General features: G+C 66.8%; 14 protein-coding genes and 3 pseudogenes. All 17 read right to left on the reverse strand.

The features are described 5' to 3' along the window. Positions 1-198: 198 nt before the first annotated feature. Positions 199-1,347 (reverse strand): DNA-processing protein DprA, encoded by a 1,149-nt coding sequence (dprA, locus tag ACYVLV_RS00940; protein WP_460806933.1) that lies wholly within the window; start codon positions 1,345-1,347, stop codon positions 199-201. After that, positions 1,344-2,942, reverse strand: coding sequence for a YifB family Mg chelatase-like AAA ATPase (locus ACYVLV_RS00945; RefSeq protein ID WP_460806934.1), 1,599 nt, complete (start codon positions 2,940-2,942; stop codon positions 1,344-1,346). The genes dprA and ACYVLV_RS00945 overlap by 4 nt, the downstream gene beginning before the upstream one ends. Next, positions 2,942-3,349 (reverse strand): YraN family protein, encoded by a 408-nt coding sequence (locus tag ACYVLV_RS00950; protein ID WP_460806936.1) that lies wholly within the window; start codon positions 3,347-3,349, stop codon positions 2,942-2,944. The genes ACYVLV_RS00945 and ACYVLV_RS00950 overlap by 1 nt, the downstream gene beginning before the upstream one ends. Positions 3,350-3,466: 117 nt before the next feature. Next, complete coding sequence (locus ACYVLV_RS00955) at positions 3,467-5,212, reverse strand: TadE/TadG family type IV pilus assembly protein (protein WP_460806937.1); 1,746 nt, start codon at positions 5,210-5,212, stop codon at positions 3,467-3,469. After that, positions 5,209-5,697: a TadE/TadG family type IV pilus assembly protein gene (locus tag ACYVLV_RS00960; RefSeq protein WP_460806938.1), complete on the reverse strand. Its 489-nt coding sequence runs from the start codon at positions 5,695-5,697 to the stop codon at positions 5,209-5,211. The genes ACYVLV_RS00955 and ACYVLV_RS00960 overlap by 4 nt, the downstream gene beginning before the upstream one ends. A gap of 251 nt (positions 5,698-5,948) precedes the next feature. Then, entirely contained in the window at positions 5,949-7,481 is a 1,533-nt protein-coding gene (locus tag ACYVLV_RS00965) for a hypothetical protein (protein WP_460807398.1), read from the reverse strand. 117 nt (positions 7,482-7,598) lie between these two features. Continuing rightward, positions 7,599-7,748: pseudogene (locus ACYVLV_RS00970) on the reverse strand (pilus assembly protein TadG-related protein); the annotation flags it as partial. A 1-nt stretch (position 7,749) separates the two neighbouring features. Further along, positions 7,750-8,217 (reverse strand): TadE/TadG family type IV pilus assembly protein, encoded by a 468-nt coding sequence (locus tag ACYVLV_RS00975; RefSeq protein ID WP_460806940.1) that lies wholly within the window; start codon positions 8,215-8,217, stop codon positions 7,750-7,752. 201 nt (positions 8,218-8,418) lie between these two features. Continuing rightward, a complete protein-coding gene (locus ACYVLV_RS00980; RefSeq protein ID WP_460806942.1) occupies positions 8,419-8,730 on the reverse strand; it encodes a DUF2469 domain-containing protein in 312 nt (103 codons plus the stop codon). Continuing rightward, positions 8,727-9,464, reverse strand: a complete 738-nt coding sequence (locus tag ACYVLV_RS00985; protein WP_460806943.1) for a ribonuclease HII — start codon at positions 9,462-9,464, stop codon at positions 8,727-8,729. The genes ACYVLV_RS00980 and ACYVLV_RS00985 overlap by 4 nt, the downstream gene beginning before the upstream one ends. Before the next feature lie 15 nt (positions 9,465-9,479). Continuing rightward, entirely contained in the window at positions 9,480-10,256 is a 777-nt protein-coding gene (gene lepB, locus ACYVLV_RS00990; protein WP_460806945.1) for a signal peptidase I, read from the reverse strand. Between the two features lie 40 nt (positions 10,257-10,296). Beyond that, positions 10,297-10,644 (reverse strand): 50S ribosomal protein L19, encoded by a 348-nt coding sequence (gene rplS, locus ACYVLV_RS00995; protein ID WP_460806946.1) that lies wholly within the window; start codon positions 10,642-10,644, stop codon positions 10,297-10,299. 253 nt (positions 10,645-10,897) lie between these two features. After that, positions 10,898-11,416, reverse strand: coding sequence for a GNAT family N-acetyltransferase (locus ACYVLV_RS01000; protein WP_460807392.1), 519 nt, complete (start codon positions 11,414-11,416; stop codon positions 10,898-10,900). Next, positions 11,417-12,097 (reverse strand): annotated as a pseudogene (gene trmD, locus ACYVLV_RS01005) (tRNA (guanosine(37)-N1)-methyltransferase TrmD); the annotation flags it as partial. 15 nt (positions 12,098-12,112) lie between these two features. Then, on the reverse strand, positions 12,113-12,655 hold the full coding sequence (gene rimM / locus ACYVLV_RS01010) for a ribosome maturation factor RimM (protein ID WP_460806948.1): 543 nt from the start codon (positions 12,653-12,655) through the stop codon (positions 12,113-12,115). 115 nt (positions 12,656-12,770) lie between these two features. Further along, positions 12,771-13,013 (reverse strand): RNA-binding protein, encoded by a 243-nt coding sequence (locus ACYVLV_RS01015; protein WP_460806949.1) that lies wholly within the window; start codon positions 13,011-13,013, stop codon positions 12,771-12,773. 182 nt (positions 13,014-13,195) lie between these two features. Continuing rightward, positions 13,196-13,645 (reverse strand): annotated as a pseudogene (rpsP, locus tag ACYVLV_RS01020) (30S ribosomal protein S16); the annotation flags it as partial. Between the last annotated feature and the right edge of the window lie 25 nt (positions 13,646-13,670).

The following is a 13,670-nucleotide window of genomic DNA, read 5'->3' on the forward strand; positions in this document are numbered from 1 at the left end:
GCCTTCTCCTCGTCATCACTCACGTCCTGGGGCACACCGTCAGGTTAGAGCGGCCGGACCTCCTTCAGCGGGAGGCCGAGGGTGGCGAACTACCGGCAGCATGGCCTACTCCGCGCGCTCGCCCCGGCCCACTGCGTCGCTTCCCTCCTGGATGGTCGTGGTCCAGGCCGATCGACGACCGTTCATGAGGGGGCCGACTCACCTGCGCGCCGAGACTCGAGCCTCTTCGGAGAGACGCCACCCGCCCTGGTGTTCGGCGACCTGCCCGATCTCTGCCAGGCGGCGGAGTCCCTCGGCCACCTCGACCCGGCCGAGACCCGCGGCCCGACAGATGGAGTCGAGGCGGGCCGCTTCGTAGACAGGCACCGCATCCAACACCTGCTGCAGAGACCTCGGCAGGAGATCACGAGCGCTTTCGGGAGCCCGTTCCTCCTCGAGAAGGTTCTCCCCCGCGGCCCCGATGAGTTCCAGTACGTCTCGCCCCGACGTCACCAGCGTCATCGACCCGTCCCTGATGCGGGCATGCACCCCCGCCGACGATGCGCTGGTCACTGCCCCGGGGACGCCCATCACCAGGCGATTGAGTCGACCGGCCCAGTTGGCGGTGTTGAGCGCACCGCTGCGGATCGCCGCCTCTACGACCACCGTTCCCTGCGAGAGCGCCGCGATGATCCGGTTGCGCGCCAGGAACCTGATCCGCTGCGGCGCGCACCCCGGAGGCGCCTCAGAGACGATCGCGCCCTGCTCGGCCAGCCTGGCCAGCAGACCGGCGTGCGCCTTGGGGTAGATCTTGTCGACTCCGCAAGCGAGCACCGCCACCGTCGGTGCATCCTCGGCGAGGGCACCGCGATGACCAGCGATGTCGATCCCGAACGCCGCACCCGAGACGATCGCGTGACCGGTCCGACCCACCGCAGCACCCAACTCTCGGGCGATGGTGTCGCCGTACGTCGTGGACGAGCGCGACCCCACGATGGCCAGAGACTGCCCGAGTGAGTCCAGGGTCAGGGGTCCCTTGACCCACAGTCCCAGGGGCACCCCACCGCGGTCGTGCAGCGATTCGACCCCCAGCAGGTCATCGATCCCACTGGGCCACTCGGTGTCTCCGGGGATCACGAACCGGATGCCCAACCGTTCGGCCCGGGTCAGTTCCCGCTCCGGTTCGATCTCGGCCAGACGCGCAGCACCATCGGTGAGGAGATTCTCGATGTCCCGTTCGTTGCGCAACATGTCGTAGAGAGGGCCGGCTCCGTGCTCGGCGACCATGGCGGCCATGCGGGGGTTGCCGGGCTCCCCCATCCTGTTCAGCGCGACACGCGCCAGACGCTCCACCTCGTGATCACTCATCCGGCCCTCCGCACCACTCGACTGAGGAGTGGAGCACCAGAGCGCAGCGCCAGTGCGGTCTGCACGTCGTCGCCCCCGGGAACCATCTCCACACCGGTGTCTCCGGCGCGCAGGTCCGCCAGGGTCCACGCCAGCCTCATCACGCGGACCGCGCCACGATTGCTGATGCGGCCGGCGTACAACGCGTCGTCCACCAGACGCCGACCGGATTCCTGCAGCGGCCACTCGTCACGCAGTGCGGTTCCCGGGGCATGGCCGTTGAGCCGCCAGCCCCTGCCCGCGAAGCGCTCGTGTTGCCGACGACGCGCCGCGCCCACCCGGCTGCGGATGACCGCCGAGGACTCCACCTCGTCGAGGGGATCCCTGTCGCTGGGTCGCAGCGGCGCCACGTGACGGGTGATGTCGATTCGATCGGCGATCGGCCCGCTGATCCGAGCCCGGTAGTCACGCCGCTTCTGCTCTCGGCAGCGGCACCGGTTCGCGCTTGCGTCCTCGGCGTACTCCCCGCAGGGACACGGATTGCAGGCCAACACCAACATCGCGAGCGCCGGCAGTGTCACTAGCTCGTCGCGGCGAGCGATGGTGATGTCACCGCTCTCCAGAGGTTGTCGAAGGGCGTCGATGACGTCGGTGCGGAACAGCGGAAACTCGTCGAGAAAGAGCACACCACAGTGCGCCCGGCTGATCTCGCCAGGTCGCACCTGCCCCGAACCCCCGCCGATCAGACTGCTCTTGCTGGCGTCGTGGTGCGGGGCGGAGTACGGCGGCCGCCGCAGCATCTCGTCTCCGGGCTCCAAGGCTCCGGCCAGTGAATGGATCGCGGTGAGTTCGAGCGACTCCTCCGCGATCAGGTCGGGAAGGATGGTGGGGATCCGCTCGGCCAAGCTGGTCTTCCCTGCCCCCTTCGGTCCGGACAGCATCAACGGGTGTCCGCCCGTGGCTGCGACCTCCACGGCGAACTTGGCGTCCTCCATGCCGAACAGGTCGGCGAAGTCCATCTCCTCGAGCCGTTCGGCTCCGCGCCAGGACAGCAGCCGGCTGCCTGACATCGGGGCGACCGGCGGGGCTTCAGGGACCTCGTCCCCACAGAGTTCCGCGACCACCTGCTCCAGGGAACGCATGCCGAACACCGCCATGCCCGGCACCATGGCCGCCTCCTGGGCCTGGGGCTCGGGGACGAAGACACGCCGGATCCCGCGCTCGGCGGCGGCGAGGGTCATGGGGAGGACACCCGCCACCGATCGCAGGCCACCGGAGAGGGTCACCTCACCGATGAAGGCCGTGTCCTCCAGACATCGACGCGGCACCGAGGAGTCTGCCGCCAGCACCGCCACACAGATGGCCAGGTCGAAGTGGGTGCCACGTTTCGGCAGGTCGGCCGGCGCCAACAGGATGGTGATTCGCTTGGTGGCCGGCCAGTCGAGGGACGAGTTGATGATGGCCATCCGACAGCGGTCCTTCGCCTCGTTCAGCGACGCGTCGGGGCGTCCGACCAGAGTGACGTTCACCTGCCCCGGGGAGACGTCGGCCTGCACGTCGATGAGGTGGCCCAGGGCGCCCAGCAGGGAGACGGTGCGGGCGGTCGCAAAGGGCATCAGCCGATCCCCCGCACATGCTCCACCAGGGCCGGGCCACGGCGTGGGCGGAGCACCGCCACCAGGTCGACCCGCACCTCGGGCACCCGAAGCTCTCGTGCCTCCTGCCAGGCCTCCCCCAACCGGCGTAGCCGATCGAGTTTCGCGTCGGTGATCGCCTCGTGCGGGGTGCCGTAGTCGTTGCTGGTGCGAGTCTTCACCTCACAGATGACCAGCACCCGACCCTCGCGCATGACCAGATCTATCTCGCCCTGATCGCACCTCCAGTTGCGGTCGAGCAGTAGCAAACCCTGAGCCGTCAGATGCCGCAGGGCGATGGTTTCGCCGTACGCACCGAGGGCCTGCCTCGCGGCTGCTGTGGTCGGTGCACTCGATGGTGCAGTTGAATCGGTCGACTGTGTCGTCATCGCTGACCTCCTGAGGAGGAGCCTCCCCCTCCCCGAGAGACCCGAGCGGCCCTGCGGGCACGACCTGTGGACGACGTTGCGAACTGCCGACCCTGTGGATGATCGAGGGGCCGTTGGTCAGTCGACCAGCCGCAGGACCCTCGGACCGGAACCGGAGTACGGCGTCACGTCGGCCGATTCCATGGCGGGGAGTGCGGCCGCATTCAGGAAGACGATCTGGACCGACTCGATCTCGCCCTTCTTGTCCAGGGTCAACCCGTTGCCAGCCAATGCGGTGGTGGTCTTGGTCGCCGAGTTCGGCTGGTCGGTGAGGAAGGCGGGCCTCAACCCCACGATCTGGTACTTCGCGCTGCCACCGTTCGCGGGCTGACGGCCCAGGACCGGGACCATCATGAACCGTGGCGAAGCGAAGATCTTCGTAGAGAGGACCGGCCCTCCCGCATAGCCGGCACTGCTGATCATCCCCACGTTGGTGCTGCCGTCGGTGAGAAAACAGGTCAGCGTGTCGTTGTTCACCAGGACCCCCGAGACCGTCGACGTCGCGGGTGCACCGGAGTCCGCACAACCGGTTCCTGGCTCCGTGTTGGCCAGGCGCCCGGCTTGGAACCCGCTGGTTCCGCTGACGCCGGACACGAGACCTGCATGGGCTGCGTTGGCGACCATCCCGGGTTTGGTGTCGGTGCAGTTGGTTCCGTCCTCGGGCCACAGCACCGCACCGGACTGTCCCGACGAGCAGGTCCAGTCGTCCTGCGGAGACGGGTGGACCGCAATCGAGTGCTCGAGGCCGGTCGCGATGTTCATCGCGATCTGTTGCCACTCACCCTTCGCCTGGCTGTTGGCGAGCAGCAGGGACCCGAAGTTGCCTTCGCTGGACCCCTGACCACACGTCAGCGTCGGCTCACCCACGATCAGCTGCGGCGCGAGAGACACAGCAGACCAGTTGCCCCCGATTTTGACCCGGACGTACCACGTGCCGGGCACCGAGGTCACCTGCGAGGGGATCGAGGAAAGTTTGATCCTCAGGAGACCGGAGAAGTCGAACTGGGAGCGGGGCACGGTGATCGGCTCGGGCCCCTGCCCGCTGACCCCGGACTCGAAGAAACCGACATCGGTCACCAGCAACAGATTGAGGCCGGCGATCTCCAGCGAGCTGTCGCTGCCCAACGCCACCGTCGGCGGGGTGGTGGCCGGGAACGTGGACACACCGCTCAGCACCGAGAAGTTGACCTCCCCCGCGTGGGAAAGGAGCGGGCCACCGTTGGCGTGACCGTTGTTCGGCTGTGCGATGGTCTGCCGCCCGTAGTCACACCCCGTGAAGGCGTAGAAGGGAACCGACCGGACCGATGGCGAGCTGACAGCGGCGGTGGCTGAACCTGTGACCGCCGCGCTGTCGAAACCCATGATCTTGGCGAATCCGAAGTCGACGGTGCGTTCTGGACTGAGCACCGTGAGCTGGTTGGGGTCGTACTGCAACACCGGACCGGCAAGGGTCTTCTCGAGGGTCCCGTAGAGCGCCTCACCGTTGGTCAGGTCACAGTCGGCGAGCTCGGCCGCGGACGGTGCTGGTGACCAGGACTCCGCCACGAAGTGACGCGCGACATCGGCCACTGCCTGGTCGCTGGAGGCAGCGCGTACGCCGTACCCACACGTCCCGATAGGGGTCCCCGGAAGGTTGTTTCCGCCTGCCCCTGCCAGCACCGCCTGGTCGGTGTCCTGCTGGACCTCACTCTTCTGCACGAGCATCATGCCCAGGTCCACCGTCAACGCCGCGAAGCTCAGCAGGACCACGCAGAGCAGTCCCACGATGATGGCGATGGCCCCTGTCTCGTCCTGGTGTCGGCCCTGCCCCCCGCACTCGTTCATTGGCAGCTGTTCGTGGACGGCTGGGTGTCTTCGACCCGAGCAACCGCGGTACGGGTAACGACCCCGTCGTCGGGAATCGGGATGAACGGGAAGTGCAGATCGGCCGTCTGGAAGCGGAGCGTGATCTCCACCTCCCCGCCCACGACCCCGGGCGCCGACATCGGCGGGGCACCGAGGGTGGCGTTGCGATAGACGGTGGTGATCTGGACGGTGTCGTCGGACAGAGAGGCTCCGCCGAGCCGCTTGATGACGAACGCGGAGAGCTTCGAGGAGTCCTGACAGTCGCCGACCGACAGCTCGCGGACCGCAGCGCTGGTGGCGGAGGTGCCCGACTGCATGGCGTAGAAGTACCAGCCGTACTGGATCAGACCGAAGACGATCGTCAGCAGCGGCAACAGCACGAGAGCGAACTCGACGGCGGCCGCGCCACGTTCGTCGTCCGGGCGCGGGCGCGCGGCCGGGTTACGGGGGGGAAATGAGTACATGGGGGGTCCTCGAATTAGCCGTGGCAGTGCCCCCACTCCCTGCGGTACCGCAACGTTAGGACGCGTTACTCAGGTGCGTCCAGAAATCGATAGAGAACTGACCTTTCGGCCATAATTCCTTAGTCCGGACATGCCCAGTGAGTCGCCTGACGGACGCACCCTGAGTCCGCCTCGACGCCCCCACCCCCTCACCTGAGCCGTTACCGGCCAGCCAGATCGCGCGACAGCCAGCACAGCCCAACGAGAGCGGTTCAGCCCACGAGTTTGGGGGTCTGGCATGTCGGCCGCCCGACCCCGTAGACATCGGCTCCGGCGATATCGAGGCCCAGGAGTTTGGAGATCGGGTCCAGCACCTGTGTATTGATGCTGGAGATCAACGGTGAGATGACGTTGGGTACGACCGCGGAGGTGACCTGGTTGAACGCGGTGTTCACCAAACCACCGATCGCAACATTGACCAGAAGCTGCGAAGCGGCGTTCAAGGTGCTGATGGCGACGTCACCGATCCCGTCGTTGTTGTTGTCGATCTTGATGCTGATGTTGCTGGCTGAGCCAACGACGGGCGCGGAGAGGATGGCGTCTGAGCCACCTGAAACCGGCGTCACGTCGTTGGGCGGCACGGCCAGTGCGGCGTTGCTGTTCCCCGTGGTGTTCGGGATTCCGCTCGTGACAGCAACATCGAACTCAATCACCACTCGGACACTGGTGAGTAACAGTGGCACCACCAGAATCTGCTTCAACTTCAACTGCGTTGACAGCGATGCCGTGGCGAGGGAGGTGTTCACCAGAACGTTGAGGGTGTCGGGATCGGAAAGGGTGCCCTGGACGCACGTGGGTTCCGGGACGTTCAACACGCCGGATGCGTTGCCCAGGTCGAGCGTCAGCTGGCTAGTGGCTGTCACAGCGAATCCTGGGACGAGGTTGGGAATCGTCAGGGGGATGGTGGCAGATCCCCGGACCTGCGAGTTTTGTGCACACCCGCGAGGCAGGGGGCTGGACGCAGTGGCGCAAGTCGCCAGCGCTGCCCCAGGGTTTCCCGGCACGATGCCGCACGCGAGTCGAGCGCGCTCGATCAGCGAAAGATTGTTCACCGTGATACCTCCGACCCCGCCGAGACCAGCAGTTATCCCGGTCAGCGCGATCGCGTTGGTTCCATTCGCAACCAGCGCCGCCCCGGTCAAGACATCGAGGACGTTGAACTGGGTGGCCAACGCCGCCGAGTCGTCGGTGTCGATGCTGAGCACATCGCTCAAACTCACCTGCGAGTTGAGATCGACGTTCTGGGCGATCAGCGCCTGCACACCCGCTATCGCCGCCGCGTTGCTGACCGAAGCGGTCGGACCCTGATTCTGCAAGGCGGTCAAGCTGGCGTTGTACAGCTGCCCCAGCGTTACCTGCCCACCGACCAGCTGGTCAGTTGTTCCAACCTGACCGGTTGCGACAAGCTCATCCACGCTCAACGTGCCGGTCGCGAGACCCTGGTAGCTGACGGCCTGGAGGTTCAGGCCGAGCAGCCCGTTGAGCGGCGCCAACAGCGCGGAGTTGCCGGTTTTGATGGCGGCGGCGTACGAGCCCAGCTGGAAGCACGCGGTCTTCTCGTTGGCGCCGACTGCTGAGCGGACGGCGCCCCCCGACCCCGGCAGGAAGGAACGATCGACCACCACGGACGCAGTCACCTCGACCGCTGAAGGGACCGCAGCGCCTTGCCCCGAACCCAACGCCACAAAGTCGCCGGTACCGTTGAGATCTCCGAGTACCGCGACAACGTCGAGGTTGTCGCCCACTGCGAAGTCGTCGTTCTGAGCGACGCTGTTGGTGCGAGTCGACGCCCAACCAGAAGACGACTCGATGGCGGACTTGGTCCGACCGTCCAGCAAGCGGGAGAGGTCCAGAGCGACGACGTCAGCCAGCGACTGCATGTCGCGTCGCCCCACCCGTTGGGTGCCCAGGTCGACGGCGAACGCTGCGATCAGGACGAAGATGAGCATCGAACTCACTCCGACGATGACGGCGACGGCGCCGCGCTCTTCTTCGCGGCGAGAGAAGAACATCTCAACTCACTTCGGCGATGGCCTGATAAGCCAGGTTCGAGGGCAGCACGATCCCCAGGCCGGGGAACGACGGCAGAAGCGAATTGTCCTTGTAGTTGTAATCGAGCTTGACGATGGCGCACATCTTGCTGAGGTCCTCAGGGCACGCGGCGATCTCGACGTTGCAGGTGCCGGCAGTGCCGTTCCGGACCAGATTCGCACCGGAGCACGTGACGCCGTACGAGGACAGGGCCTGATTGACCGCATTGCGGCCCCGAGTCTGAACCTCCGCGTCGCTCAGCCCGGCCGGAGCCACCGCCATAGCTCGAGCGCCTTCGGCAGCACCTTGACTGATCCCCTGACGGAAACTCAGCATGTAGCCGTAACCGATGATGGCGAACAGCATGAACACCAGTAGCGGCACGATCAGCGCGAACTCGACAGCAGCGGCGCCGTCGTCACGACGACGCTTCGCCTGGGAACCGCACATGGGACCGCTTTCTGTCGCCTGACAAGCACTGAGTCCGCGATCAAGCTCCCACCCGCAGACTCGAGCAAAGACTAGCGCTCACGGACCGGTTACACGCCCGTTCATGAGATGAGGTCTCTGGTCACAAAGAACTAGTAACCGGGCCACGATCGTGCACATCGTCCGGGCGCGAACGGCGACACTCGACGGCAAGCGTCCGATTCAGGCCTTGGCCGGGCCCTCTTCGTCAGCGTGATTCAGTTCCTCGACGTTGACGTCCTTGAAGGTCAGCACCTTGACGGTCTTGGCGAAGCGAGCCGGTCGGTACATGTCCCACACCCAGGCATCGGACATCGAGACCTCGAAGAACACGTCCCCGGACTCGGTGCGTGCCTTCACGTCGACCTGATTGCACAGGTAGAACCGTCGATCGGTCTCCACGACGTACTTGAAGATGCCGACGACGTCGCGGTACTCGCGGTAGAGGGTGAGCTCCTGCGCGGCTTCGTACTGCTCGAGTTCATCGGCGCTCACGGGGCATCTCCTGGTTCATCGGTCTCGACAGGCTCGACCAGCGGGGCCGCCTGGCTGTCATTGTGCACGGCCTCGGCCGGTTCGAGCCCCGCGGCCCGCCGGACGTTGACGAATCGCATCCGGTGGATCGGGCAGGGCCCGTGCTCCTCCAACGCCTGGGTGTGGACGCTGGTGATGTAGCCCTTGTGCGTCTTGAAGTCGTACGCCGGCCACTCACGGTCGGCCTCGACCATCAGGCGGTCCCGGGTCACCTTGGCCAGCACCGAGGCGGCCGCGATGCAGGCCGCGACCCGGTCGCCCTTCCAGACCGCCAGACCCGGCACCCCGAGCCCGTCGACCGGGAACCCGTCGGTCAGCACATAGCCAGGAGACGGGTCCAACAGCGCCACCGCACGCCGGAGTGCTTCGATGTTGGCCACGTGCATCCCGAGCCGGTCACACTCATCGTGATCGATGATGACCACCGACCAGGCCACCGCCCGGCGAACGATCTGGTCGTAGCAGCGCTCCCGCGCCTTCGCGGTCAGCAGTTTGGAATCCGCGAGACCCGGCACGATGCCGGCCTTGCCCGGGGGCAGGATGGCCGCGCCGGCCACCAGCGGGCCCGCGCACGCACCCCGACCGGCCTCATCGACCCCGGCGACCACCTGGATGTCGTGGCGCCGAAGCGCACGCTCGTAGCCGTACAGGCCGGCGTCGCGGCGTACGGTCAGGCCCCGGGGCAGATCCGACACGGAATCGGACCGCGGTCAGGACGGGTCAGGGATGTCGTCGAAGACGGCCGGAGGAGTGATCCGACCGAAGCGATCGCGCGGCCACACGAGCAACGCGACCTTCCCGGTCACCAGTTCGTTGTCGACGAAGGGGTTCTGGGTGCAGTCGGTCTCGGTGTCCTGGCAGAAGTGCACGGTGGAGTCCGCAGAGTCGTCGCGGTTGTCCCCCATCACGAACACGCTGCCGGCAGGGACCGGACCGACCTTCCAGGGCGCCGTACAACCGTTGGGCATCGGACCGTTGCAGGTCATGCCCTTGTCGGAGACGACGTAGTCACCCTCGTCCAACGGGAACCCGTTGACCATCAACCGGCCCTCCTCGTCACAGCACTCGATGACGTCACCCTCGACGCCGATCACGCGCTTGACCAGGTGCCCGCCCTCTGGGAAAAGGCCGAACGTGGCCAGTGTGGTCGCCACGAAGCCCTCGGGCCCGGCCGCCTCGGTCGGGCTCAGCCACCCGCCCGGGTCCTCGAAGACCACGATGTCGCCTCGGGAGGGACCGTCGCCGAACCAGTAGGACGGCTTCTGCACCAGGATCCGGTCGTCCTTGACGAAGCCGGGCTCCATCGAGATCGACGGGATGTAGAAGGCCTGCAGGAACAAGGCCTTGATCACGATCGCCAGCACGACGGCGATACCGACCAGCAGGATCGACTCCTGCCAGATCGGCATCTTGCGGCGGCCGCCATGGGTGACGTGGCCGTCGCGATCCGCTGCAGACGCAGCCTTCTCGGGTACCTCTTCGCTCACGTTGTGAGTCTTAGGAAAGTAGGTGACTCGCCGAAGCGTTTCAGTCCCGACGTTCCTTGATCTTCGCAGCCTTGCCGCGCAGGTTGCGCAGGTAGTAGAGCTTGGCGCGACGCACGTCACCGCGGGTCACGATCTCGATCTCCTCGAAGATCGGGGAGTTCAGCGGGAAGGTGCGCTCGACGCCGACGCTGAAGGAGACCTTGCGGACCGTGAACGTGCGGCCGATTCCCGAACCGTGGATGCGGATCACCACGCCCTGGAAGATCTGGACACGGCTGCGGCTGCCTTCGACGACCTTGACGTGGACCTTGATGGTGTCACCCGCACGGAAGTGGGGCACGTCGGTGCGCAGCTGTGCGCGGCCGAGCTCGGTGATGGCGTTCGTCATGATGCTCCTCGCGAGTGCCACAGGTCAGCCGCGGAATATGGGATGAGTACGACGGTTCTCACGTATCGGCCGCCGCGCGGACTCTCCCTGTGGCGGGAGTCCAACGCAGATCCTCTGCACACCAGTGCGCAGAGCAATCCTTCGGCCAGCGAAGACCAAGAGCGAAGTTTGCCACAGCCTCCCGACGGGACGTGAATCCGGCGGTAGTCCCTGACGTTTATGCGACGACACGCCGGGCGGGACCACACAAACGTCAGGGACTACCGCGGCGGATGGGTTTGGTGAGGAGGACGGCACCGTGCGGGACGGTGGCTGCGCCATCGGGCGGCGTACGCCGGAGCCGATAGCCGGCCTTCTGGTACATCCGGATGTTGCGATCGCTCCCCGCTCCGGTGAACAGGGACAGGGTCGTCGCCGCCTCGGGGGCGCGGGACTCGATCTCGGCCAGCAGGAATCGTCCCAAGCCCTGGCCCTGCAGGTCTGGGGCCACCATCAGGCGACCGATGTCCCACGTTCCCCCATCGCGGCCGGCCTCCAAGCGTCCCCGCACCGCTCCGATGAGACGTCCGGCCCGGCGAAGGACCAACACCGTTCCGAGGCCCACCCAGGTCTGGACGTCGCCGAGATCCTCGTGCTGCGCGGGGATCGTCACTCCCGGGTTGTCGAGCCCCTCGGCCACCCAGCAGGCCAGCTGCAGGGTGAAGACCTCGCCGGCATCGGAGGGGGCTGCGACGCGCAGGTCTCCTCCGCCGGGCACGGAGGCGGGAGCCACCAGATCGGGTCGCCGCTGGGCAGTACGACGCACCGCCTGGTCGAGGCGCCACGTGGCGATCCGCCCGTGGTCACCGGACAGAAGCACGGGCGGCACGTCCAGATCCCGCCAGCGCGCTGGTTTGGTGTACGCCGGCGCCTCGAGCAGGCCGTCCTCGTGCGACTCCTCGATGAGGGATTCGGGGTTGCCCATGAACCCGGGCAACAACCGCACGACCGCCTCGGTGACGGCCAGCGCGGCGACCTCGCCACCGTTGAGCACGTAGTCCCCGAGCGAGATCTCCTGGACCTCGACGCGGGTGGCCGCGTGGTCCAGGACGCGCTGGTCGATGCCCTCGTAGCGCCCGCAGGCGAAGATCAGTCGCTGGCGGCCGGCCAGGGTGCGAGCCTGTGCCTGCGTGAACGGCGCCCCGGACGGGGTCGGCACCACGAGCGTGGTTCCGGCGGGGTCCTCGCCCTCCAGCAACGCGTCCAGCGCCGCACCCCAGGGCTCCGGCTTCATGACCATCCCGGCTCCCCCACCGGCCGGTGAGTCGTCCACCGTGTGGTGACGGTCGTGGGCCCACTGCCGCAGATCGTGCACCGCCACCTCCAGCAGGCCACGCTGCTGGGCCTTGCCCGGCAACGAGAGGGCCAAAGGGGCGAAGTAGTCGGGGAAGATCGTGACGTAGTCCAGACGCATGGGGGCCGGTGTCCCTCAGTCCTCGAGGGGGGTCACGAGGCCGGGGCGGTCGGCGATGACGACCCGCCTGGCCTCGAGGTCCACCTCGGGCACGAGCGCCTTCACGAACGGGACCAGCGTGTCGCGCCCGTCGATGCTGCGCACCGCCAACAGGTCCTGGGCTCCTCCGTGGATCAGGCCCGTGACCTCACCCAGAGCCGCGCCGGTGACGTCGTACGCCGCCAGGCCGATGAGCTGGTGGTCGTAGTACTCATCAGGATCCTCGGGCACATCGGCCAGATCGATCGTGGTGTGCAGCAGCACCCCGCGGGCGGTCTCGGCGACGTTGCGGTCCCCCAGTTCCTCGAAGGTGACCAGCAACGTGCCTTGGTGCCAGCGGGTTCGGCTCACCGTCAACGCCTTGCTGGCGTAGGTCGAGTCGCGACCCGCGGTGACCCGCAGCGAGGCCCCGTCGACGAAACGCCGTTCGGGTTCGTCGGTGCGTAGTTCGACGGTCACCTCTCCGCGGACTCCGTGCGGTTTGCCGACCCGTCCGACGACGACCTCGAGTGTCTCCACGATGACTCTTCTCCTAGCTTGGACGACCTCTGATCGAGGCGCGACGTCGAGCATGACGAACGGGTGTCACGCCAGTGTGGCGTGACACCCGTTCAATGCTGTGTTCTGCGAGGACTCAGCGGCGACGATCGACGTCGACGAAGTCGACGCGAGCTCCGGCCCGGCCGGCAAGAGCGCCGATCACGGTGCGGAACGCCGTGGCCGTGCGTCCACCACGGCCGATGACCTTGCCCAGGTCGTCGGGGTGCACGCGCACCTCGAGGATCGACCCTCGACGCAGCTCCTTGTCACGCACGGAGACGTCGTCGGGGTTGTCGACCACACCTCGCACGAGGTGTTCCAGAGCGTCGGCGAGCATCAGTTGCTGGCCTTGTCGGGAGCATCGTCGGTCTCGGCGGCTTCGGCCTCGACAGCGGCACCCTCGGTGGTCTTGCCTGCGGTGACCTCGGCCTCGGCAGCAGGCTTCTCGGCCTTGTCCTCGGCGGGCTTGTCCTCGGCGGGCTTGTCCTCGGCGGGCTTCTCGGCGTCGGCAGGCTTGTCGGCCTTGGGCTCGATGGCCGGCTTCGACTCATCGGCAGACTTGTCCGAGTCGTCGGTGGCCTTCTTCTTGGCGGCCTTCTTGGTCGTCGCGCCGGCCTTGGGCTCGTTCGCGACGTCCTTGAGGGCCTCGTTGAAGAGGTCCTGCTTGTTCTCCTTGGGGGCCTTGACCTTGAGGGTGCCCTCGGTGCCGGGGGTGCCCTTGAAGGTCTGCCAGTCACCGGTGATCTTGAGGATCTTGGCGACGGCCTCGGTCGGCTGCGCGCCGACTCCGAGCCAGTACTGGGCCCGGTCGGAGACGACCGAGATGTAGCTCGGGTCTTCCTTGGGGTGGTACTTGCCGATCTCCTCGATCACTCGACCGTCACGCTTCTTGCGTGAGTCGATGACGACGATGCGGTATTGGGGAACCCGGACCTTGCCCAGGCGCTTCAAACGGATCTTGACGGACACGTGTGTGTCTCCTTGAATTTCGTGA

The organism is Nocardioides salsibiostraticola (assembly GCF_054783655.1).

Coding starts and splice junctions, on each gene's coding strand:
- dprA (WP_460806933.1), bottom strand. CDS start 1,347: ATGAGTGATCACGAGGTGGAGCGTCTGGCGCGTGTCGCGCTGAACAGG.
- ACYVLV_RS00945 (WP_460806934.1), bottom strand. CDS start 2,942: ATGCCCTTTGCGACCGCCCGCACCGTCTCCCTGCTGGGCGCCCTGGGC.
- ACYVLV_RS00950 (WP_460806936.1), bottom strand. CDS start 3,349: ATGACGACACAGTCGACCGATTCAACTGCACCATCGAGTGCACCGACC.
- ACYVLV_RS00955 (WP_460806937.1), bottom strand. CDS start 5,212: ATGAACGAGTGCGGGGGGCAGGGCCGACACCAGGACGAGACAGGGGCC.
- ACYVLV_RS00960 (WP_460806938.1), bottom strand. CDS start 5,697: ATGTACTCATTTCCCCCCCGTAACCCGGCCGCGCGCCCGCGCCCGGAC.
- ACYVLV_RS00975 (WP_460806940.1), bottom strand. CDS start 8,217: ATGTGCGGTTCCCAGGCGAAGCGTCGTCGTGACGACGGCGCCGCTGCT.
- rplS (WP_460806946.1), bottom strand. CDS start 10,644: ATGACGAACGCCATCACCGAGCTCGGCCGCGCACAGCTGCGCACCGAC.
- ACYVLV_RS01015 (WP_460806949.1), bottom strand. CDS start 13,013: ATGCTCGCCGACGCTCTGGAACACCTCGTGCGAGGTGTGGTCGACAAC.